The organism is Pseudomonas sp. PNPG3, from assembly GCF_023093815.1.
Lineage (GTDB): Bacteria > Pseudomonadota > Gammaproteobacteria > Pseudomonadales > Pseudomonadaceae > Aquipseudomonas > Aquipseudomonas asiatica.
On sequence record NZ_JALLKV010000072.1, the window covers coordinates 1 to 23,439 of the forward strand.

Here is a 23,439-nt window from a genome sequence, read left to right on the forward strand (position 1 = left end):
GGCGGCTTGATCACCGTAACCGGTGTCCGGAAATACTTGACCAGAACAGCTTGCCGGCGATAGGGCCAGTACAGCCAACACAAGGTTTGGCGAGAATGATTTTCGCTACCCCGATTTTAATTTGCACAGCCGAGCAACTTGGCTATGGTCGGGGTTTGCCCCAGGCCCTGAGCCTGACCGCGCCATCGCAAGGACCCTGTATGAGCCTGTCACTTCTCAGTCGCTATGCCTTCTTCGCCGCCTGTGTGCTGTTCACCCTGGCAAGCCTTCCGTTCACCCACCACGAATGGTTGTGGCCGTTCACCCTGAGCACCGGAATCCTCAGCCTCATCGGTCTGTTCGACCTGTTGCAGCAACGCCACGCAGTACGCCGCAACTACCCGATCCTGGGCAACATCCGCTATCTGGTCGAGGCCATTCGCCCGGAAATTCGCCAGTACCTGCTGGAGGCGGACAGCGACGCCCTGCCGTTCTCCCGCGCCCAGCGCTCGCTGGTTTACGCAAGGGCGAAGAACGAAGCCTCGGACAAACCCTTCGGCACCCTGATCGACGTGTACGAGTCCGGCTTCGAATTCATCGGCCACTCCATGCGCCCGGCGCCATTGGCCGACCCGGCAAGCTTCCGGGTCATCGTCGGCGGGCCGCAATGCAGCCAGCCATACTCAGCGTCGATCTTCAACATATCGGCGATGAGCTTTGGCTCGCTCAGCGCCAACGCCATCCGCGCCCTCAACCAGGGCGCCAAGCTGGGCAACTTCCACCATGACACCGGCGAGGGCAGCATCAGCCCCTATCACCGCGAGCATGGCGGCGACCTGGTCTGGGAACTGGGCAGCGGCTACTTCGGGTGCCGCACGCCAGACGGGCGCTTCGACCCCGAACGCTTTGCCGCCCAGGCACGCAGCCCGCAGGTGCGGATGATCGAAATCAAGATGAGCCAAGGCGCCAAGCCCGGCCATGGCGGCATCCTGCCCAAGCACAAGGTGACCCGGGAAATCGCCGAAACCCGTGGTGTGCTGATGGGCGAAGACTGCATATCGCCGTCGCGCCACAGTGCCTTCTCCACCCCCATCGAGATGATGCAGTTCATTGCCCAGCTGCGTGAGCTGTCTGGCGGCAAACCGGTAGGTTTCAAGTTCTGCCTGGGCCACCCGTGGGAGTTCATGGGCATAGCCAAGGCCATGCTGGAAACCGGCATCCTGCCCGACTTCATCGTCGTCGACGGCAAGGAAGGCGGCACCGGCGCGGCGCCGGTGGAGTTCACCGACCACATTGGCGTACCGCTGCGCGAAGGGTTGCTGTTCGTGCACAACACCCTGGTTGGCCTGAACCTGCGCGACAAGATCAAGCTGGGCGCCAGCGGCAAGATCGTCAGCGCGTTCGACATTGCCAGCGTGCTGGCCATTGGCGCTGATTGGGCCAACTCGGCGCGCGGCTTCATGTTCGCCATCGGCTGCATTCAGTCGCAGAGCTGCCACACCAACAAGTGCCCGACCGGTGTGGCCACGCAAGACCCTCTGCGCCAGCGTGCGCTGGTGGTGCCGGACAAAGCCCAGCGGGTGTTGAACTTCCACCACAATACCTTGCGTGCCCTGGCCGAAATGCTTGCGGCAGCGGGCCTGGAGCACCCGGCGCAGCTGGAAGCTAAGCACCTGGTACGGCGCATCTCGGCCACCGAGATCAAACTGTTCTCGCAGATGCATGTGTTCTTGAAGCCGGGTGAACTGCTGACTGGCGAGGTGAACGGGCAGTTCTATTCGCGCATGTGGCAATTGGCGCGGGCGGACAGCTTCGAACCGAACAGTGAAGTGGCGGCCTGATTGAACCTGGGGCTGCTACGCAGCCCATCGCGACACAAGGCCGCTCCCACAGGAGTACGCGATCTCTTGTGGGAGCGGCCTTGTGTCGCGAAAGGGCCGCAAGGCGGCCCCAGCCATTTCAGATCAGGAAGCAGTACTGGCCACGCCCTGCGCATCTTTCGGCGCCAAGCGGAATGCGTAGTACAGCACCGTCAGCAGCACCAGGAACGCCGGGCCGATGTACAGCGCCACGCGGGTATCCTCGAAGTACGCCATCAGGCCGACCACCAGCACCAGGAAGGCCAGCGCCAGATACGAGCTCAACGGCCACAGCCACATGCGGTATTTCAGCGCCTTGCGTTCAGTGGAGCTCAGGCCGGCGCGGAACTTCAGTTGCGCCAGCAGGATCATCACCCAGGTCCAGATCGCGCCGAAGGTGGCGATCGAAGTCACCCAGACGAAGACCTTCTCCGGCACCAGGTAGTTGGCCAGCACGCCCAGCAGCAGCGCACCGATCGATAGCAGCAGCGCGTTGCGCGGCACGCCGTTCTTCGACGTACGGGCGAAGGCCGCCGGGGCCTGGCCGTTCTGCGCCAGGCTGTAGAGCATGCGCCCGGTGCTGAAGATGCCGCCGTTGCACGACGACAGCGCTGCAGTGATGACCACGAAGTTGATGATGCCGGCGGCGGTCTTGATGCCCAGGCGCTCGAAGGTCATGACGAACGGGCTGCCCTGGCTGCCGATTTCGCTCCAAGGGTAGATCGACAGGATCACGAACAGCGCACCGACATAGAACAGCAGAATGCGCCAGAACACCGAGCCGATGGCCTGCGGGATGGTCTTTTGCGGGTTGCGTGCTTCACCGGCGGTCAGGCCGATCATTTCCACGCCCAGGTAGGCGAACATGACCATTTGCAGCGACATCAGCACGCCGGTCACGCCATTGGGCATGAAGCCGCCGTTGCTCCAAAGGTTGGAAATACCCACTGCCACGCCGTCATTGCCGAAGCCAAAGGCAATGATGCCGATGCCGCCAAGGACCATGGCGATGATGGTGACGATCTTGATCAGGGCGAACCAGAACTCGAATTCACCAAAGGCCTTGACGGCCACCAGGTTGACCGCCCCCATGCTGCCCAGCGCCGCCAGGGCCCAGATCCAGCGTGGTACGTCGGGGAACCAGATGCCCATGTAGATGGCCACCGCGGTGATTTCGGCAACGCAGGTCACCAGCCACAGGAACCAGTAGTTCCAGCCGGTAAGGAAGCCCGCCAGCGGGCCTAGATAGTCCTGGGCATAACGGCTGAACGAGCCGGCGACAGGGTTGTGCACGGCCATTTCGCCAAGGGCGCGCATGATCACCAGGATGGCCAGGCCGCCGATGATATAGGACAACATGATGGCGGGGCCGGCCATTTCGATGGCCTTGGCCGAACCGAGGAAAAGACCGACACCGATACAGGCGCCCAGCGCCATCAGGCGGATGTGCCGTTCGCCCAGTTCACGCTTGAGCGGGCCGCCTTCAGCGGCCTGGCCGTGGGCAGAGTGGTTGCCGACTGGCATAGCAATACAACCTCATTTTGTTATTGGATTTGACCTTCGTGCAGCACCAGCCAGGCCGATAGGCGTGGCATTGGCTTGCCGAACTGGCCTTGTGGGCCGGCCCGAGTGCCGGAATAGAGCGCCCGGCGAGGCGAAGGGGGCGAGCAGTATAGGAAGACCCTTGCAGGTTTTTTCGCTGTATAAACAGGAATATTCAGCTAGATCTCTGGGGCCGCTTCGCACCCCATTCGCAGCACAAGGCTGCTCCTACAATGGATACGCATTCCCCTGTAGGAGCAGCCTTGTGCTGCGAATGGGGCGCGAAGCGGCCCAAAATCGCCCGGCCACCATAGCAACATCGCCGTATGAAGAAACCCACACCAAAGCCGCATAGCCCTACGCCACCCTTCTCCGTCTCTTACAAATTTTTCACCTGACCCGCTCAACGTCTAAGCTTCAGACAAGCAAGACGAAAATACCTGGCCGGATAGAAGACTATGGGCGCACTGTGGCAATCGGAACCAAGCAGAACGGAAGCACCCGAGATACCTCCGGCCGAGACGCCACAACCAAAGTCCCCCCGTCAGCGTCGGCTATGGTGGCGGCTGATCATCCTCATCCTGCTGGTGGCGCTGGTTGCCATCGGCTTCGCTGCATATGACGAATTCCGCACCTCCAACCTGCAGTCGCGGGAATTCAGCAAGCTGGCCAGCACCCTCACCTATTCGCTGCAACCAGGCCCCAGCGATGCCATCGTCTACCCCGGCGAAGGGCCGTTCGACAAACGCCTGGGCTACAGCGCCCTGGGCGAATTCCTGCCACGCCTGCTCAAGCGCGACTACCTGATCAGCGAGCAGGTGAAGTTCTCGCCGGCGTTGATGAACTACGTCGATCATGGGCTGTTCGCCCCCTATATCGAGAAAATCCAGGCTGGCCTGTCGATCACCGACTGCCGCGGCGACATGCTGTACCAGTACAACTACCCGCAACACCTGTACCCGGACTTTGCGGCGATCCCGCCGGTGATCGTCAACAGCCTGCTGTTCATCGAGAACCGCGACCTGCTCGACACCAAGGACCCGCGCAACAACCCGGCCGTGGACTGGCCGCGCTTCGCCAAGGCCGCCTACAGCCAGGTGGCCAAGTACCTGGCCCTGCCCGGCCAGTCCGCTGGCGGTAGCACCCTGGCCACGCAGCTTGAAAAGTACCGCCATTCACCGGACGGCCTGACCGTTTCCGGCGCCGAGAAGATCCGCCAGATGATTTCCGCCAGCGTGCGTGCCTATCAGGGCGGCCCTGATACAACCGAGGCGCGCCAGCGCATCGTGCGGGACTACCTCAACAGCGTGCCGCTGTCGGCAGTACCTGGGCATGGCGAAGTGCATGGCATGGCCGAAGGCCTGCGGGTGTGGTACGGCGCCGATTTCGACCAGGTCAACCAGGCCCTGAGTTCCACCGCCAGCGACCCTGAGAGCATGGGCGCACGCGGCCTGGCCCTGCGCCAGGTGCTGTCGCTGATGATTGCCCAGCGCCGGCCGTCGCACTACCTGTCCAAGGGGCGGCTCGAACTGGCCGAACTGACCGACGCGCACATCCGCGTGCTGGCCGCCAACAAGGTCATCGAGCAGCCAATGGCCGACGCTGCACTGGCCAGCAAGGCGGTATACCGCGACTGGGTGGCGCAACCGACCATCGTGCCGATCGTCACCAACAAGGGCATCAGCCTGGCACGCAACCGCCTGGCAGCCATGCTCAACCGCCCGCTGTACGATCTCGACCGGCTGGATCTGTCGGCCACCAGCACCCTGCAGTCCGACCTGCAACTGCAGGTCAGCCAGTACCTGAAAAACCTTGCCGATCCTGAATTCGCGGCGCAGATCGGCTTGATCGGCGAACGCCTGCTCACCGCCAAGACCACCGATCAGGTGAGCTACAGCTTCACCTTGTTCGAGCGCACCGCCGACGGCTCGCGGGTGCGGGTGCAGACCGACAGCACCGACCAGCCATTCGATATCAACGAAGGCAGCAAGCTGGAGCTGGGTTCAACCGCCAAGTTGCGGGTGCTCACCACCTACCTGGAGATCATCGCCGAACTGCACGACAAATACGCCGGCAAGCCAGCCGCCGAGTTGAAGAAAGTCGAAGTCGCCGAGCTAGACCGCATCAGCCAGTGGTCGCTGGAATGGCTGGCGCAGAACAGCAAGAACCAGAGCCTGGACGCCATGCTCGATGCCGCGCTGGAACGCAAGTATTCGGCCAACACCGGCGAAGCCTTCTTCACCGGCGGCGGCATGCATGTGTTCAACAACTTCCGCAAGGAAGACAACAGCCGCAACCCAACCCTCAAGGATGCATTGCGCGAATCGATCAACCTGCCGTTCATCCGCCTGATGCGCGACCTGGTGCGCTACGTGACCTACCAGCAACCGTACAACCGCGTGCCGCTGCTCAAGGACGACTCCGACCCGCGCCGCCAGGAATACCTGGCCCGTTTCGCCGACAAAGAAGGCACCAACTACCTGATGCGCTTCTGGAAGAAATACCAGCGCAAGACCTCGCAGCAGCGCCTGGACACCTTCCTCGACAGCATGCGCGTGACCCCGCAACGGTTGGCGGCCGTGCACCGCTACCTGTTCCCCGAGGCTGGCCAGGAAACCTTCAACGCCTTCGTCCGCGCCCACCTCAAGGGTGACAAGATCGTCCTGGGCAAACTGACCGATGGCCGCCTGTCGGAGATGTACGACGCCTATGGCCCGGGCAAGTACGACCTGCCCGACCAGGGCTATATCGCCAAGGTCCACCCGCTGGACTTGTGGCTGTTGGGTTACCTGCTGAAGAACCCGGGTTCGACCTTGACCGAAATGGTCAATGCCAGCCGCTTCGAGCGCCAGGAGGTATATGGTTGGCTGTTCAAGAGCCGCCATCAGGGCGCCCGTGACAGCCGCATTCGCACCATGGTCGAGATCGAAGCGTTCCTCGACATTCACCAGCGCTGGAAGCGCGTGGGCTATCCATTCGACCACCTGGTACCCTCGCTGGCCACCGCCATCGGCAGCTCGGGCGATCGCCCCGCCGCCCTCTCCGAACTGGTCGGCATCATCCAGAACGACGGTGTGCGCCTGCCGACCTTGCGGATCGACACCCTGCACTTCGCTGCCAACACGCCTTACGAGACCAAGCTGGTCACCGACCCGGACCGGGGTGTGCGGATTCTGCCGGTCGAAGTGGCGCGCGCCCTCAAAGGCGCCATGTCGCAGGTGGTGGATGCGGGCACCGCGCGGCGTATTTCCGGCAGTTTCAAGCTGCAGGACGGCACGCCATTGGTGATGGGCGGCAAGACCGGTACCGGTGACAACCGCATCGAAAGCTTTGGTGCTGGCGGCCGACTGATCGGCTCGCGCTCGCTGAACCGTACCGCTACCTTCGTGTTCTTCCTGGGCGACAACCATTTCGGCACCTTGACCGCATTCGTGCCGGGGCGCTCGGCAGAGGCCTTCAAGTTCACCTCGGCGCTGCCGGTGCAGGTGCTCAAGGGCATGGCTCCGATTCTCATGCCTTACCTGCAACCGGGCAATCCGAACGAGTGCAAGCCGCCGCAGGTTGCCGTGCATACAGCCACACCGCAAGGGGACACATCGAACGAATAGATGATAATCATCTGCAATTGAGGGCTTGTCTTTAGATATATCTTGAGTAATATCTTACGATATATCGCAAACGACGGAGCCCTGCCCCCATGCGCGAACATACCCCCCATGACCCCTTCGAGCGGCGCCCAGGTCGTGGCGAACGCGGCCCGCGCGTCTTCGCTCCCGGCGACCTCAAGCTGCTGATGCTGGCCCTGCTCGCCGAGCAGCCAGGCCACGGCTACGACCTGATCCGCCAGATCGAAAACCTGTTCGACGGTAGCTACAGCCCAAGCCCCGGGGTGATCTACCCCACCCTCAACTTCCTCGAGGAGGCCGAACTGATCAGCGGCCAGGTGCAGGGCAGCAAACGCCTCTATGCCATCACCGAAGCCGGCCGCACCGCCCTGGCCGAACAGGCCGTCGCGCTGGACGGCGTGCGCATGCGCATCGAAGTCAGCAAGCGCGCCCTGCGCGGCCACGACCGCCCACCAGAGATTCATGAAGCGGTCGGCAACCTGCGCCACGCACTGCACATGCACAGTGGCCGCTGGGCTCCGGAAGAAATCGAGCGGGTCCGCGACCTGCTCAACCACACCGCCAAGGCCATCGCCTCCGGGCCGGCCGAACCTGTCCCGGAGACACCCCATGAGTGACACCATTCACCGCGTCAACCACGAAATCCGCCAACGCCGCCTGCAGGTGCTGCGGGTCACCGAACTGACCCCGCGCATGCGCCGCATCACTCTCGGGGGTGCCGAGCTGCAAGGTTTCACCAGCGTGGGCAGCGACGACCATATCAAGCTGCTGTTCGCCGAAACGCCGGAGCAAAAGCAAGCCATCGAGGCTCGCAACCTGGGCCGAGAAGGTGGCGCACGGCCTACCATGCGCGAATACACGCCACGGCGCATCGACCTGGTGGCCAATGAACTGGACATCGACTTCGTGCTGCACGGCGATGGCCCTGCATCCACCTGGGCCGCCCAGGCCGCACCCGGGCAAACCCTGAACATTGCCGGGCCGCGGGCTTCGATGGTGGTGCCGGACATCTTCGACAGCTACCTGCTGATCGGTGACGAAACTGCCATCCCGGCCATTGGCCGCCGCCTGGAGGAGTTGCCTGCGGGCCGTCAGGTGCTGGCGGTTATCCAGATCGAAGACGAGCAGGAACGCCAGCCACTGCCGAGCAAGGCACAGGTTGAGGTGATCTGGGTACGTCGCCAACAGGAGGACTTGCTGGCACTAGTGAAGAACCTGACCTTGCCGCAGGGCCGGTTGTACGGCTGGGTGGCACTGGAAAAAGCCCTGAGCCGGCAGGCCAAGGCACTGTTGCTGGAGAAAGGCTTGCCTGAGGATGCGCTCAAGGCTGTGGCCTACTGGCGTGCCGACGGGACTGCGGACGACGAATGATTGTTTATTGCCTGCATGGGCCCTATCGCCGGCAAGCCGGCGATAGGGCCAGTGCAGGTCAAGCCAATCTGTGCAGCCCCCGCCACCGATCCAGCCCCAGCAACACCAGCCCAATACCCCAGAACCCCGCCAACACCCCCACGGCATTGAGCACTACCTGCCCATACCCCAGACTCGCCACGTCGATGAACGGGTAGGCATACACGCCAATCTCGCTCCCACGCCAAAGCGCGTAGGCAAAATACGTCGCCGGGTAAACCGCCCAGACCAGCAGATGCCATAGCCGCAACCTGCCCTTGGGCACCTCGCACCACCAGTACAAGGCATATAGCACGGGCATCACATCGTGCAGCAACTCGTCCGCCAGCCATTGCCAGCCCTGCGGTTGCCACAAGTGACGCAAAAGCACGCTGTAGGCCAATGCCACCAGCACGATGCTGGCAGCCACTGCGGAACTCACCGAAGGCGACAGGAAAAAGCGTTTGGCACGGCCTTCCCGGCCAAACGCCGCATAACTGAGCACCGTTGCCACCAAGGTGTTGGTCAACACGGTGAAATACCCGAACACATTGATCAGGCCACCCACCAGGCTGGCCTGCTCCTGCCAGCGCGCCAGCAGCACCAGATACACCTGCACGGTCAGGCCGAACCAGCCCAGCACGGCCATGCCGGTCAGCCAGGGGCGACTCGGCATGTCAGGCCTGACGCTGCAGCTTCACGTACAGCTGCTCGACCTTTTCCCGTGCCCACGGCGTCTTGCGCAGGAAGGTCAGGCTCGACTTGATGGTCGGGTTGCTTTTGAAGCAGCGCACATCGATGCGCTCGGCCAGGCCCTGCCATTGGTAGTGCGCCACCAGCTCGGTGAGGATCTGTTCGAGGGTCTTGCCGTGCAGCGCGTTGTGTTGGGCCGTGCTCATGCCAGTGCTCCGTAGGAAAGATGCGCACCTTACACGAGTGTAGTGGTGGGTGGGATCAGGTGAGTCAACAGAAAAACCGCTGGCCAGGCGCAAAACCTCTGTGCTGAAATAGAGATGTTATATTGTAACAATAAAAAAGCATCTGCCAAGGAACGCCCCATCCCCATGCTGTACACACCGCTTCGCCTCTCTCCCCTCGCCGTCGCGCTCTGGCTTGCCGCACCACCCAGCCAAGCGGTGGAGCTCGAACCCCAGGTCATCACCGCCAACCCTTTGGGTAACAGCCAGCTGGCCGCCCCCAGCACCGTGCTCGAAGGCGACAACCTGCTGCAACAGCAGCACGGCAGCCTCGGTGAAACCCTGAACAAGCAGCCCGGAGTCGCCTCCACCTGGTTCGGCCCTGGCGCCAGTCGCCCGGTAATTCGTGGCCTGGATGGCGACCGCATTCGCATCCTGCGCAATGGCGTCGGCGCCCTCGACGCTTCATCACTATCCTACGACCACGCCGTGCCGCTGGACCCGGTGACCGTCGACCGTGTCGAGATCGTCCGTGGCCCAGCCGCCCTGCTCTACGGCGGCAACGCCATCGGCGGCGTGGTCAATACCTTCGACAACCGCATCCCGGATGCCCCCATCGAGGGCATCCACGGTGCCGGTGAACTGCGCTACGGCGGCGCCGATACCACCCGCAGCAGCGCTGGCAAGCTGGAAGCCGGCAACGGTGCCTTCGCCCTGCACCTGGATGCCAACAGCCGCCAGTTCAACGACCTGCGCATCCCCGGTTACGCGCGCAGTTCCAAGGTGCGCGATGCCGACGAACCCGGCAGCAAGCACCGCCTGGAAAACAGCGATGGCCGCCAGGACGGTGGCGCCCTGGGTGGCGCCTACCATTGGGACCACGGTTACGCCGGCCTGTCGTACAGCCGCTACGAAAGTAACTATGGCTCGGTGGCCGAGCCAGGTGTGCGCCTGGACATGAAGCAGGACCATTACGCCTTCGCCTCCGAGCTGCGCGATCTGGACGGCCCGCTCACTTCGATCAAGGTCGATGCCGGCTACACCGACTACGAGCATCGTGAAGTCGAAGAAGGCGAGGTCCACACCACCTTCAGGAACAAGGGCTATGAAGCACGTATCGAAGCTCGCCACCAACCGCTCGGGCCGGTAGAAGGCGTGATCGGTGCCCAGGTCAGCCGCAACGAATTCTCCGCGTTGGGCGAGGAAGCCTTCGTCCCGCACACCGACACCGACAGCCTGGCGCTGTTCATGCTGGAGCAGTGGCAAGCCACCGAGCGCCTCAACCTGAGCCTGGGTGCACGCATGGAGCACACCCGGGTCGATCCGGATGCCAAAGGCAACGAGAACTTCGCCGACGCCGACAGCGCCAGCAGTTTCAACGCCTTCAGTCTGTCTTCCGGGGCGGTGTACCAGCTCGACCCGGTCTGGTCGCTGGCCGCCAACCTCGGCTACACCGAGCGCGCCCCGACCTTCTACGAGCTGTATGCCAATGGTGCCCACGTGGCCACCGGAGCCTTTGAAGTCGGCGATGCCAGCCTGAACAAGGAAAAAGCCGTTTCCGCCGACCTGGCCCTGCGTTTCGACAACGGCACCCACAAGGGCAGTGTCGGGGTGTTCTACAGCCACTTCCGCAACTACATCGGCCTGATCAGCACCGGCAACAACCGCGAGGGGCATGACCACGATCATGATGAGGATGACCACGACCATGATCACGATCATGACCACGGCGGTTTCCCGGAGTACCAGTATCAGGGCGTGCGGGCGCGATTCTATGGCATCGAGGCCCAGGATCGCTGGCAGCTGGCCGAGAACCGTTACGGCAGCTTCGCGTTGGAAGTGTCTGGTGACTACACCCGGGCCAAGAACCTGGACAGTGGCGAGCCGCTGCCCCGCATAGCCCCGCTGCGCCTGAACAGCGGCCTGGTCTGGGAGCTGGACCGCTGGCAGGCGCGGGTCGACGTGCAACACGCTGCGTCTCAGCATCGCAAACCGGCCAACGAAACCAGCACTGATGGCTATACCACGCTAGGGGCCAGCGTTGGTTACCGCTTCGAAGTTGGCCAGAGCCAGTGGATGGCGTTTGTGCGCGGCGAAAACCTGACGGACCAGACCGTGCGCTATGCCAGTTCGATCCTGCGCGACATCGCCCCGGCGCCGGGGCGTAGTGTGGAAGTGGGTCTGCGTACCACCTTCTGATTGCAAATCAGTATCTGTGGGAGCGGGCATGCCCGCGAAGAAACCGACGCGGTGGATGACCGGCTCCGCCGGTGTTCGCGGGCGCGCCCGCTCCCACAAAGAGCTCGCAAGCTCTGGACTGTTGCCATATCAGCAACAATTCACTGCGACAATTTGTCTTTTTTTCTTACAACTTCCCCTATATCCTCCCCGCCGCAAGCTGAATCGCTTCATCGAAACCATCTTGTCGCCATATTCATTGAGGGGCCCGCCCTTCGATGCGCCTGCCGTTTATTCAATAATCAAAAGATAGCGCTATCTCATGCTCCAACTGCCCAAAACCTGTTACATCGGCCTTGCCCTCAGCGCCCTGGCGGCTCCCAGCAGCGCCAGCGAGATGTTCGCCAGCGATTCGCCATGGATGCTCGGCGACTGGGGTGGCACCCGCAGCGAACTGCTGGAAAAAGGCTACGACTTCACCCTCGGCTACACCGGCGAGATGGGCAGCAACCTGCACGGTGGCTACGATCACGACCGCACCGCGCGCTACAGCGACCAGTTCACCTTCGGCAGCCACCTGGACCTGGAGAAGATCCTCGGCTGGAACGACACCGAATTCCAGCTGACCATTACCGAGCGACACGGCGACAACATCAGCAACGACCGTATCAACGACCCGCGTGTCGGCGGCTTCACCTCGGCCCAGGAGGTCTGGGGCCGTGGCGAAACCTGGCGGCTGACGCAGATGTGGATCAAGCAGAAGTACTTCGATGGCGCACTGGATGTGAAATTCGGCCGTTTCGGCGAAGGCGAAGACTTCAACAGCTTCCCCTGCGACTTCCAGAACCTGGCCTTCTGCGGCTCGCAGGTAGGCAACTGGGTAGGTGGCATCTGGTACAACTGGCCGGTCAGCCAGTGGGCCCTGCGCGTCCGCTACAACCTCAGCGATGCGCTCTACGCCCAGGTCGGCGTGTACGAGCAGAACCCCTCCAACCTGGAGTCGGGCAACGGCTTCAAGCTCAGCGGCAGCGGCACCCAAGGCGCGGTAATGCCGATCGAACTGGTATGGAGCCCACAGGTCAATGGCCTGAAAGGGGAATATCGCGCCGGCTACTACTACAGTAATGCCAAGGCACAGGATGTTCTCAAGGACAGCAATGGCCAGCCGGCAGCCCTCAGCGGCGCCGCCTACCGCAGCAGTTCGAGCAAGCACGGCTTGTGGCTCGGCGCCCAGCAGCAGGTGACTTCGCTGGCGTCCGACCAGTCGCGTGGCCTGAGCCTGTTCGCCAACGCCACGGTGCACGACAAGAAGACCAATGCCATCGACAACTATGTTCAGGCAGGACTGGTATACAAAGGGCCATTCGACGCCCGCGCCAAGGACGACATCGGTTTCGCCCTCGCCCGCGTGCACGTCAACCCTGCCTATCGCAAGAACGCGCGTCTGGTCAACCAGGCCGCCGGCATCGACGACTATGACAACCCCGGTTTCCTGCCGGTACAGGACACTGAGTACAGCGCCGAGCTGTATTACGGCATCCACTTGGCCGACTGGCTCACGGTACGCCCCAACCTGCAGTACATCCGCCACCCGGGCGGGGTGTCGCAAGTCGATGGCGCCCTGATCGGCGGCCTGAAGATCCAGAGCAGTTTCTAACCCCTTTCTTGACCTGACGGAGAACCTACGATGAGCACTGAAGGTGCCAACAATGGAAGCCGCTGGCTACCGCGCCTGATCGGCGCGCTGCTGTTGCTGATGGGCCTGGCCCTGCTGGCTGGCGGCATCAAGCTGAGCCAGCTGGGCGGATCGCTTTACTACCTGATCGCCGGAATCGGCTTTGCCCTGTCGGGTATCCTGCTGCTGGCCCAACGCCGCATCGCCCTGGGGCTGTACGGCCTGGTACTGCTGGGCAGCACCGCATGGGCCCTGTTCGAAGTGGGCCTGGACTGGTGGCAACTGGTGCCACGCCTGGCCATCTGGTTTGCCATCGGCGTGGTCCTGCTGCTGCCTTGGGCGCGTCGTCCGCTGGTCGGCCCGGCCAGCAAGGCCAACACTGCGCTGCTCGGCGTTGCAGTGGTAGCATCTGGCGCTTGTGCCCTGGGCAGCCAGTTCACCCACCCCGGTGAAGTGTTTGGCGAACTGGGCCGCGACAGCAGCGAAATGGCCAGCGCCGCCCCGGCCATGCCCGACGGTGAATGGCAGGCCTACGGCCGCACCGAGCACGGCGACCGCTATTCGCCACTGCGCCAGATCACCCCGCAGAACGCTTACCGCCTGGAAGAGGCCTGGCGCATCCGCACCGGTGACCTGCCGACCGAAAACGACCCTGTGGAGCTGACCAACCAGAACACCCCACTGAAGGTCAACGGCATGCTCTATGCCTGCACCGCGCATAGCCGCTTGCTGGCCCTGGACCCGGACACCGGCGCGGAAATCTGGCGCTTTGATCCACAGGTCAAGAGCCCCGTCGGCACCTTCAAAGGCTTTGCCCACATGACCTGCCGTGGCGTTTCGTACTATGACGAAAACCGTTACGTCAGCCGCGACGGCAGCCCGGCACCGAAAATTACCGACGCCGGCCAAGCCGTGGCCCAGGCCTGCCCTCGCCGCCTCTACCTGCCGACTGCGGACGCCCGCCTGATCGCCATCAATGCCGACAACGGCAAGGTCTGCGAAGGCTTCGCCAACCAGGGCGTGATCGACCTCACCACCGGCATCGGCCCGTTCACCGCTGGCGGCTACTACTCCACCTCGCCTGCCGCGATCACCCGCGATCTGGTAATCATCGGTGGCCATGTCACTGACAACGAGTCGACCAACGAGCCATCCGGCGTGATCCGCGCCTACGATGTACACGATGGTCACCTGGTGTGGAACTGGGACAGCAACAACCCGGACGACACCCAGCCACTGGCCCCCGGCAAGATGTACAGCCGCAACTCGGCCAACATGTGGTCGATCGCCAGCGTCGACGAAGACCTCGGCATGATCTACCTGCCACTGGGCAACCAGACCCCGGACCAGTGGGGCGCCGACCGCACCCCGGGCGCCGAGAAGTACAGCGCCGGCGTGGTCGCACTCGACCTGGCCACCGGCAAGGCTCGCTGGAACTATCAGTTCACCCACCACGACCTGTGGGACATGGACGTCGGCAGCCAGCCGACCCTGGTCCACCTGAAGACCGACGATGGCGTGAAGCCGGCAATCATCGTGCCGACCAAGCAAGGCAGCCTGTACGTGCTCGACCGTCGCGACGGTACGCCGATCGTGCCGATCCGCGAGATCCCCACCCCTCAAGGTGCGGTGAAGGGCGACCACACCTCGCCGACCCAGGCCCGCTCCGACCTCAACCTGCTCGGCCCTGAGCTGACCGAACAGGCCATGTGGGGCGCCACGCCGTTCGACCAGATGCTGTGCCGCATCCAGTTCCGCGAACTGCGTTACGAAGGCCAATACACTCCACCGTCCGAGCAAGGCTCGCTGGTCTACCCGGGCAACGTCGGTGTGTTCAACTGGGGGAGCGTGTCGGTCGACCCGGTGCGCCAACTGCTGTTCACCTCGCCCAACTACATGGCCTTCGTGTCGAAGATGATCCCGCGTGAGCAGGTGGCCGAGGGCAGCAAGCGCGAAAGCGAGACCAGCGGCGTGCAGCCGAACACCGGCGCACCGTACGCAGTGACCATGCACCCGTTCATGTCGCCCCTGGGCGTACCGTGCCAGGCCCCGGCCTGGGGCTATGTCGCCGCCATCGACCTGTTCACCAACAAGGTAGTGTGGAAGCACAAGAACGGCACCACCCGCGACAGCACCCCGGTGCCGATCGGCCTGCCGGTTGGCGTGCCGAGCATGGGCGGTTCGATCGTCACCGCTGGTGGCGTCGGCTTCCTCAGCGGTACCCTGGACCAGTACCTGCGCGCCTATGACGTGAACAACGGCAAGGAACTGTGGAAAGCCCGCCTGCCCGCGGGTGGCCAGGCCACGCCGATGACCTACACCGGCAAGGATGGCAAGCAGTACGTGCTGGTGACTGCCGGCGGGCATGGCTCGCTGGGCACCAGGATGGGCGACTACATCATCGCTTACAAACTGGCTGAGTAATCCAGAGATGCGGCAGTGAACCTGCTGCCGCATTCGCGGGTAAACCCGCTCCCACAGGTACGGCGCTGCCCCCAAGTTCGGCGCCGTACCTGTGGGAGCGGGTTTACCCGCGAAGAGGCCGGTACAGGCATCACTCCTCTCTGCACCCTTCAACTACCATTGAAACCCATCCCCCCGCGCCCCATCTAAGCACCATAGTCATTCACGCAGGTGCCCCATGAGCGACCAGCAGGATTTCCCGGAACATCCCGACGAACACAGCGAAGTCGAACACACCACACCCCAGGCCGAAACCGGCCACGCCCTCGCCCTGCCCGGCCAGCAGCTGCCGGACAAGGTCTACGTGATCCCGATCCACAACCGTCCGTTCTTCCCGGCCCAGGTGCTGCCGGTCATCGTCAATGAAGACCCTTGGGCAGAAACCCTGGACTTGGTAGCCAAGTCGCCGGACCACAGCCTGGCCCTGTTCTTCATGGATACCCCGCCAGAAGACCACCGCCACTTCGATACCTCGGCGCTGCCGCAGTACGGCACGCTGGTAAAGGTGCACCACGCCAGCCGCGAAAACGGCAAGCTGCAGTTCGTCGCCCAGGGCCTGACCCGGGTGCGCATCCGTACCTGGCTCAAGCACCACCGCCCGCCGTACCTTGTAGAGGTCGAATACCCGCGCCAGCCCGCCGAGCCGACCGACGAGGTCAAGGCCTATGGCATGGCGCTGATCAACGCGATCAAGGAACTGCTGCCACTCAACCCGCTCTACAGCGAAGAGCTGAAAAACTACCTCAACCGCTTCAGCCCCAACGACCCCTCGCCGCTCACCGACTTCGCCGCCGCCCTCACCTCGGCCACCGGCAACCAGTTGCAGGAAGTGCTCGACTGCGTCCCCATGCTCAAGCGCATGGAAAAGGTCCTGCCGATGCTGCGCAAGGAAGTCGAGGTCGCGCGCCTGCAGAACGAGATCTCGGCCGAAGTCAACCGGCAGATCGGCGAGCACCAGCGCGAGTTCTTCCTCAAGGAACAGCTCAAGGTCATACAGCAGGAGCTGGGCCTGACCAAGGACGACCGCAGCGCCGACCTGGAGCAGTTCGAGCAGCGCCTCGAGGGCAAGACCCTGCCGGACCAGGCGCGCAAGCGCATCGACGAAGAGATGGGCAAGCTGGCCATCCTCGAAACCGGCTCGCCCGAATACGCCGTCACCCGCAACTACCTGGACTGGGCAACCGCCCTGCCCTGGGGTGTGTACGGCAAGGACAAGCTCGACCTCAACCACGCGCGCAAGGTCCTCGACCAGCACCACGCCGGCCTCGATGACATCAAGGAGCGCATTCTCGAGTTCCTTGCCGTGGGCGCCTGGAAAGGCGAGATCAGCGGCTCGATCGTGCTGCTGGTGGGCCCGCCCGGGGTAGGCAAGACCAGCATCGGCAAATCCATCGCCGAATCGCTCGGCCGGCCGTTCTACCGTTTCAGTGTCGGCGGCATGCGTGACGAGGCCGAGATCAAGGGCCATCGCCGCACCTACATCGGCGCCCAGCCCGGCAAGCTGGTGCAGGCCCTGAAGGACGTCGAAGTGATGAACCCGGTGATCATGCTCGACGAGATCGACAAGATGGGCCAGAGCTATCAGGGCGACCCGGCTTCAGCGCTGCTGGAAACCCTGGACCCGGAGCAGAACGTCGACTTCCTCGACCACTACCTCGACCTGCGCCTGGACCTGTCCAAGGTGCTGTTCGTGTGCACCGCCAACACCCTGGACTCGATCCCCGGGCCGTTGCTCGACCGCATGGAAGTGATCCGCCTGTCCGGCTATATCACCGAAGAGAAACTGGCCATCGCCAAGCGCCACCTGTGGCCAAAACAGCTGGAAAAGGCTGGCGTGGCCAAGACCAGCCTCGGCATCAGCGACAGCGCCCTGCGCGCGGTGATCGAAGGCTATGCCCGCGAAGCCGGGGTACGCCAATTGGAGAAACAACTGGGCAAGCTGGTGCGCAAGGCAGTGGTCAAGTTGCTGGACAACCCCGAAGCCAAGCTGAAGATCGGCACCAAAGACCTGGAAACTGCGCTCGGCATGCCCGTGTTCCGCAGCGAGCAGGTGCTGGCCGGCAAAGGCGTGATCACCGGCCTGGCCTGGACCAGCATGGGCGGCGCCACGCTGCCGATCGAAGCCACCCGCATCCACAGCCTCAACCGCGGCTTCAAGCTGACCGGCAAGCTGGGTGAGGTGATGAAAGAGTCGGCCGAAATCGCCTATAGCTACGTCAGCTCCAACCTCAAGCAGTTTGGTGGTGACCCTGGTTTCTTCAACGAAGCGTTCATTCACCTGCACGTGCCCGAAGGCGCCACGCCCAAGGACGGCCCGAGTGCCGGTATCACCATGGCCAGCGCCCTGCTATCGCTGGCCCGTGACCAGGCGCCGAAAAAAGGGGTGGCCATGACTGGCGAGCTGACCCTGACCGGGCAGGTCCTGCCGATTGGCGGTGTGCGCGAGAAGGTGATTGCAGCACGGCGGCAGAAGATCTTCGAGCTGATCTTGCCGGAGCCTAACCGTGGGGACTATGAGGAACTGCCGGACTACCTGCGCGAAGGCCTGACCGTGCATTTCGCCAAGCGCTTCGCCGATGTAGCCAAAGTGCTGTTCTAGCCAGCACCGGCCCCTTCGCGGGTAAACCCGCTCCCACAGGGATAGCGCAGGGCTTGAGCCCAGTGAGATCACTGTGGGAGCGGGTTTACCCGCGAAAGGGCCGGCACAGGCAACACAAATTTCCTCGATCATCGGTTATCCTCAGGCCATCGCCAGCCTCCGGAGCCAACATGACCGCCCCTCGTCTGCTCGTTCCCCTGAGCTTCGCCCTGATTTCCGCCTGCGCTCAACAGCCTACGCAACCCGTCGAACTGGACGCAGAAAGCGAATGCCCGACACGCCTGCAGGTTGGCCAGGTGCTGACACTGACCCTGCCCAGCAACCCATCCACCGGCTATCGCTGGCGCGTCGAAAACCCCGCCGCCAATGTACTGCGCAGCCTTGGCCCGGAGGTGTACAGCGCTCCCGAGGAGGAAGACCTGGTCGGCAATGCCGGTGTCTCCACCTGGCGCTACCAGGCCAGTGGTACCGGCGATGGCCAGTTGGTGCTTGTGTACCAGCAGCCGTGGGCCGCAGATATTGCGCCCGTACAAACCTTCGACTGCAAGATCATCGTCCGCTAAAGGCCGCAGCTCCGTCCCGGGCAACCTGAACGGCCACTTGTTAGGGGCAGAGGCCCCTCGGCGCCCCGCCCCTGAAGCGCTGCCATGGCAAGAATCGCGGCCTTTGGCTAAAATGCGCCTCCGTTTCACCCTGTATCGAGCCCTCCCGTGAGCAAACAACCCGACCGCCTTTTCGCCCAGCCCCTGGAGCAAGTGCCCGACTTCGTCTTCAACGAGGATGTGGTGCGCGTGTTCCCGGACATGATCAAGCGCTCGGTGCCAGGCTACCCGACCATCGTCGAGAACCTCGGCGTGCTGGCCGCGCGCTTCGCCCAGCCGCACACCGCGTTGTACGACCTCGGTGCCTCGTTGGGTGCCGTTACCCAGTCGCTGCGCCGCCATGTGCGCAGTGATGGCTGCCGGGTGATTGCCGTGGACAACTCCGCGGCGATGGTCGAGCGTTGCCGCCAGTACCTCACTGCCCAGGACTCGATGTTCCAGGAACTGCTGCCAGTGCAGGTGCTGGAAGCCGACATCCTGGCCCTGCCATTCGAGCCCGCCTCGGTGGTGGCGATGAACTTCACCCTGCAATTCGTCGCCCCCGACCAGCGTCTGGAACTGCTTGGCCGCATCCGCCAGGCGCTTTTGCCCGGTGGTGCGCTGATCCTCTCGGAAAAACTGCGCTTCGCCGATGCGGAACAGCAGGACCTGCTCAATGAACTGCACCTGGACTTCAAACGTGCCAATGGCTACAGCGAACTGGAAATTGCCCAGAAGCGCAGCGCCATCGAGAACGTGATGAAACCCGACACCCTCGAAGCCCACCAGGCACGCCTGCGTGCAGCCGGTTTCTCGAAGGTGGTGCCCTGGTTCCAATGCCTTAACTTCGCCTCGTTGATTGCCCTGCCATGATCGATCTGTCCCCCCTCGTCCGTCGCCTGGCGGGCACGCCCCTGGCTTCCTGGTCGCAAGGCCTGCAAGCGCAACTGGAAGCCAAGCTGGAGAAGGGTCACGGTGACCTCGACCGCTGGCGCGGTGCGCTGGAGGCCCTGCCCGCCCTACAGCCGAGCGAAGTCGACCTGGTCAACGGGCTGCGCCTGGACTGCGATTGCGACGACGCGACCCGCGCGCAGATGCATCAGGCACTGATGGGCCTGTCGCCTTGGCGCAAAGGCCCCTTCGACCTGTTCGGCGTGCATGTGGACACTGAATGGCGTTCGGACTGGAAATGGTCGCGGGTTGGACCGCACCTGGACCTCAAGGGCAAGCGCGTGCTCGACGTGGGCTGCGGCAACGGCTACTACCAGTGGCGCATGCTCGGTGCCGGTGCCGACATGGTGATTGGCGTCGATCCCAACTGGCTGTTCTTCTGCCAGTTCCAGGCCGTCCAGCAATACCTGCCAGAGCTGCCCGCCTGGCACCTGCCGTTCGCCCTGGAAGACCTGCCGGCCAACCTTGAAGGTTTCGACACGGTATTTTCCATGGGGGTGTTCTATCACCGTCGCTCGCCCATCGAGCACCTGCTGGCGCTGAAGGACTGCCTGGTAAAAGGCGGGGAACTGGTGCTGGAAACCCTGGTGATCGAGGGTGACGAAAACCAGGTACTGGTACCTGAGGACCGCTATGCACAGATGCGCAACGTCTGGTACCTGCCGTCGGTACCGGCCTTGGAGCGCTGGTTGCGCCGCGCCGGTTTCAGCGATGTGCGATGCGTCGACGTGAGCGTGACCAGCGTCGAGGAACAGCGCAGCACCGAGTGGATGCGCTACCAGTCGTTGGGCGATTTCCTTGACCCGAACGACCACAGCAAGACCATCGAAGGCCTGCCGGCTCCACGCCGCGCCACCCTGCTGGCACGCAAATGAAAAAGGCGCCCGGTTGGGCGCCTGAATATACCTGCGCCGAGGAGCTGTCGCGGCGCAGGTGGTGTTACCTCAATCCTTGGCCAACTCGCGGGCCTTCTCCTGTGCCTTGCGCTCACGCTCTGCGACGGCCTGTTGCTTGTCGTCGTACAGGCGCTGCTGGTCTTCGCGGAACGCTTGCCAGAATTGTTTCGAACGTTCCGCACCGCCCTCGGCGTGAACACTGGCGCTGCCCAGGGCAAGGGTGGCCAACAGCAGGAATTTGGTCAGGTTCATCGTGGTTGCCTCGTGATAACCGATCAGACAGGGCCATCCTAGCGAGGGCCAGCTAACGGCAAGGTGAGGCGGGGATTACAGTCTTGCAATGTGGCCCTGTGTTGTCTGTGCTGGCCCCTTCGCGGGTAAACCCGCTCCCACAGGAACTGCAGGGATTTCAGCGTCTGTGAAAATCCTGTGGGAGCGGGTTTACCCGCGAAAGGGCCACAACAGACAGCCAGATAACAGCAGGATTACAAATCCGTTATCTGCGCCGCGCGCCTTTTCGCATGCCGTACCATCCTGCGCCTTGACCCTGATGCCACTACAGGGTCGAGAATCGCCCCCTTTCATCACACCGAGCCCATCCATGCGTCTACTGATCATCGAGGACGAACTGCGCACCGCCGACTACCTGCAGCAGGGCCTGCGCGAGAACGGCTACGTGGTCGACTGCGCCCACACCGGCACCGATGGCCTGCACCTGGCCCGCCAGCAGCCCTACGACCTGGTCATCCTCGACGTCAACCTGCCCGAGCTCGATGGCTGGACCGTGCTGCAGCGGCTGCGCGCCGAATCGGCCACGCGCATCATGATGCTGACCGCCCATGGCCGCCTGGCCGACCGGGTCAAGGGCCTGGACCTGGGTGCCGACGATTACCTGCTCAAGCCCTTCGAGTTTCCGGAACTGCTCGCCCGTATCCGCAGCCTGCTGCGCCGCAACGACCAGCAACTGCAGCCCAGCACCCTGCGCGTTGCAGATCTGGAGCTGGACCCCGGCCGCCACCGTGCCTACCGCGCCGGGCAGCGTATCGACCTGACCGCCAAGGAATTCGCCCTGCTGCACCTGCTGATGCGTCAGACCGGCGAGGTGCTGTCGCGCACCCAGATCATCTCGCTGGTGTGGGACATGAATTTCGACTGCGACACCAATGTGGTCGAGGTTTCGATCCGGCGCCTGCGGGCCAAGATCGACGACCCGTTCGACAACAAGCTGATCCATACCCTGCGTGGCGTCGGCTACGTGCTCGAGGCACGCTTTTGAAAAACGCCAGCCTGTCACTGCGACTGGGCCTGAGCGTGACGCTGATGGGCGCCGCACTGGTACTGCTGCTGGCCTGCCTGGCCGTGTTCGCCCTCGATCACGAACTGGACAGCCGCGCACGCAAGGACCTGGCGCGCAAGATGCTGCAGGTCGAGCACAACCTGCGCGTCGACCTGCGTAGCGAAGACCTGGGCAGCCGCGCCCATCCCTTGCTCGACCTGGTGATGGGGCATGACAACCTCAGCCTCAGCGTGCTGGCCCTCGAAGGCCGCCATCCGCACCTGCTCAGCCTGGGGCCAGCGCTGGAATCACAGGTAGGCGATCTGCGCACCGATGCCCGTCTGGCCTTTCATGCGTGGCGCGACAGCAATGGCAACCAGATACTCACCGTGACCCAGCTGATGCGCCTGCGCGACGACACCCCGGTCAAGGTGATGATGTCGCTCAACCGCGCCGACGACAACGCCCTGCTGCAGGCCTACCTGCACTCCACCTTGCTCGCGCTGCCGTTGCTGCTGTTGCTGATCGGGGCCGGTGCCTGGTGGCTGATGCAGCGCGGCCTGAGGCCACTGCGGCACTTCCGGCGCATCGCCGGGCGGGTGTCGGCCCAGGACCTGCAACATCGCCTTCCCGCTACCGGCCTGCCGCTGGAACTGGCAGAGCTGGCCAGCAGCATCAACGTGATGCTCGACCGCCTCGATCAGGGCGTCAGCCAGCTGTCGCAGTTTTCCGATGATCTGGCCCATGAACTGCGCACACCATTGAGCAACCTGATGGGCAAGGCGCAAGTGACGCTGGCCCGCGAACGGGACAACGCGAATTACCGCGAAGTGCTGGAAGACAGCATCGAAGAACTGACTCGGCTCAACCGCATCATCAATGACATGCTGTTTCTCGCCCAGGTCAGCCAACCCCAGGCCCAGGTCGCGCTCAAGCCCATGGCATTGGCCGACGAGACGGCGCGGGTTGTCGAGCTGTTTGCGTTCAGTGCCGAGCTGAAAGGGGTTGAGTTGCGTGTGCAAGGCTGGGGGACGGCGCAGGGTGATCGGCTGATGTTTCAGCGGGCACTGTCGAACCTGTTGAGCAATGCCATTCGGCACTGCCCGGATGGCAAGCCTGTGGAACTACGTATCGAGCGCGTGGGCAGCGAAGTTCGGCTTTCGGTGGAAAACCAGGGGCCTGGTATTGCTGAAGAACACCAGTCGCGCTTGTTCGAGCGATTTTACCGGGTGGGCTCGGGGCGCTCGCGGCTGGAGGGAGGGACCGGGTTGGGGCTGGCGATCGTGAAATCGATCATGCAGTTGCATGGCGGGCGGGTCGAGGTCAGCAGCAGGCCCTTGGGGCCTACCCGGTTTACCCTTGTGTTTCCTGCCGAGTAATACATCGCTTGTGCCGGCCTCTTCGCGGGTAAACCCGCTCCCACAGAAATTGCACAAGCCTCAAGGCCTGTGGGGTACCTGTGGGAGATTCTATGGTTTTCAGCAAGCCAGTTTCGCGCCTTTAGTGAC

General features: G+C 63.3%; 17 protein-coding genes. 13 read left to right on the forward strand and 4 right to left on the reverse strand.

Annotated features, from left to right (window positions below; translation table 11 throughout):
• Nucleotides 1-200 precede the first annotated feature (200 nt).
• Nucleotides 201-1,820 carry an FMN-binding glutamate synthase family protein gene (locus MJ643_RS27670; RefSeq protein ID WP_015271581.1) on the forward strand — a complete coding sequence of 540 codons (1,620 nt, stop codon included), beginning with the start codon at nt 201-203 and terminating at the stop codon, nt 1,818-1,820.
• A 123-nt stretch (nt 1,821-1,943) separates the two neighbouring features.
• On the opposite strand, the gene MJ643_RS27675 is transcribed toward MJ643_RS27670, so the two are convergent.
• Nucleotides 1,944-3,362 (reverse strand): amino acid permease, encoded by a 1,419-nt coding sequence (locus MJ643_RS27675; RefSeq protein WP_013973978.1) that lies wholly within the window; start codon nt 3,360-3,362, stop codon nt 1,944-1,946.
• A gap of 476 nt (nt 3,363-3,838) precedes the next feature.
• Between MJ643_RS27675 and MJ643_RS27680 the strand changes: the two genes are divergently transcribed.
• The 3 genes from MJ643_RS27680 to MJ643_RS27690 all read left to right on the forward strand — a co-directional run bounded on the left by MJ643_RS27680 (nt 3,839) and on the right by MJ643_RS27690 (nt 8,377).
• On the forward strand, nt 3,839-6,988 hold the full coding sequence (locus MJ643_RS27680; protein ID WP_208209699.1) for a transglycosylase domain-containing protein: 3,150 nt from the start codon (nt 3,839-3,841) through the stop codon (nt 6,986-6,988).
• A gap of 89 nt (nt 6,989-7,077) precedes the next feature.
• Complete coding sequence (locus tag MJ643_RS27685) at nt 7,078-7,623, forward strand: PadR family transcriptional regulator (protein WP_013973980.1); 546 nt, start codon at nt 7,078-7,080, stop codon at nt 7,621-7,623.
• Entirely contained in the window at nt 7,616-8,377 is a 762-nt protein-coding gene (locus tag MJ643_RS27690; protein ID WP_013973981.1) for a siderophore-interacting protein, read from the forward strand. The genes MJ643_RS27685 and MJ643_RS27690 overlap by 8 nt, the downstream gene beginning before the upstream one ends.
• 58 nt (nt 8,378-8,435) lie before the next feature.
• On the opposite strand, the gene MJ643_RS27695 is transcribed toward MJ643_RS27690, so the two are convergent.
• Entirely contained in the window at nt 8,436-9,071 is a 636-nt protein-coding gene (locus MJ643_RS27695) for a Pr6Pr family membrane protein (protein ID WP_013973982.1), read from the reverse strand.
• Between the two features lies 1 nt (nt 9,072).
• A complete protein-coding gene (locus MJ643_RS27700; protein ID WP_003252112.1) occupies nt 9,073-9,294 on the reverse strand; it encodes a VF530 family protein in 222 nt (73 codons plus the stop codon).
• Between the two features lie 165 nt (nt 9,295-9,459).
• Between MJ643_RS27700 and MJ643_RS27705 the strand changes: the two genes are divergently transcribed.
• The 7 genes from MJ643_RS27705 to cmoB all read left to right on the forward strand — a co-directional run bounded on the left by MJ643_RS27705 (nt 9,460) and on the right by cmoB (nt 20,634).
• The gene (locus tag MJ643_RS27705) at nt 9,460-11,511 is read left to right on the forward strand and encodes a TonB-dependent receptor (protein WP_023661018.1); all 2,052 of its coding nucleotides are present in this window, start codon (nt 9,460-9,462) and stop codon (nt 11,509-11,511) included.
• A 301-nt stretch (nt 11,512-11,812) separates the two neighbouring features.
• Entirely contained in the window at nt 11,813-13,147 is a 1,335-nt protein-coding gene (locus tag MJ643_RS27710) for a carbohydrate porin (protein ID WP_013973984.1), read from the forward strand.
• A gap of 30 nt (nt 13,148-13,177) precedes the next feature.
• Entirely contained in the window at nt 13,178-15,589 is a 2,412-nt protein-coding gene (locus MJ643_RS27715; RefSeq protein WP_013973985.1) for a glucose/quinate/shikimate family membrane-bound PQQ-dependent dehydrogenase, read from the forward strand.
• Between the two features lie 217 nt (nt 15,590-15,806).
• Nucleotides 15,807-18,227 carry an endopeptidase La gene (gene lon / locus MJ643_RS27720; RefSeq protein WP_013973986.1) on the forward strand — a complete coding sequence of 807 codons (2,421 nt, stop codon included), beginning with the start codon at nt 15,807-15,809 and terminating at the stop codon, nt 18,225-18,227.
• Between the two features lie 170 nt (nt 18,228-18,397).
• Nucleotides 18,398-18,790, forward strand: coding sequence for a protease inhibitor I42 family protein (locus MJ643_RS27725; RefSeq protein ID WP_013973987.1), 393 nt, complete (start codon nt 18,398-18,400; stop codon nt 18,788-18,790).
• 147 nt (nt 18,791-18,937) lie between these two features.
• A complete protein-coding gene (cmoA, locus tag MJ643_RS27730) occupies nt 18,938-19,681 on the forward strand; it encodes a carboxy-S-adenosyl-L-methionine synthase CmoA (protein ID WP_013973988.1) in 744 nt (247 codons plus the stop codon).
• Nucleotides 19,678-20,634 (forward strand): tRNA 5-methoxyuridine(34)/uridine 5-oxyacetic acid(34) synthase CmoB, encoded by a 957-nt coding sequence (cmoB, locus tag MJ643_RS27735; RefSeq protein WP_013973989.1) that lies wholly within the window; start codon nt 19,678-19,680, stop codon nt 20,632-20,634. Before cmoA ends, cmoB begins: the two co-directional genes overlap by 4 nt.
• 69 nt (nt 20,635-20,703) lie before the next feature.
• Here the strand turns inward: cmoB and MJ643_RS27740 are convergent, their stop codons facing one another.
• The gene (locus tag MJ643_RS27740; protein ID WP_013973990.1) at nt 20,704-20,907 is read right to left on the reverse strand and encodes a hypothetical protein; all 204 of its coding nucleotides are present in this window, start codon (nt 20,905-20,907) and stop codon (nt 20,704-20,706) included.
• A 349-nt stretch (nt 20,908-21,256) separates the two neighbouring features.
• On the opposite strand from MJ643_RS27740, the gene MJ643_RS27745 reads away from it, so the two are divergent.
• On the forward strand, nt 21,257-21,931 hold the full coding sequence (locus MJ643_RS27745; protein ID WP_003258489.1) for a heavy metal response regulator transcription factor: 675 nt from the start codon (nt 21,257-21,259) through the stop codon (nt 21,929-21,931).
• The gene (locus MJ643_RS27750; RefSeq protein WP_024087674.1) at nt 21,928-23,310 is read left to right on the forward strand and encodes a heavy metal sensor histidine kinase; all 1,383 of its coding nucleotides are present in this window, start codon (nt 21,928-21,930) and stop codon (nt 23,308-23,310) included. Before MJ643_RS27745 ends, MJ643_RS27750 begins: the two co-directional genes overlap by 4 nt.
• The last annotated feature ends 129 nt before the right edge of the window (nt 23,311-23,439 follow it).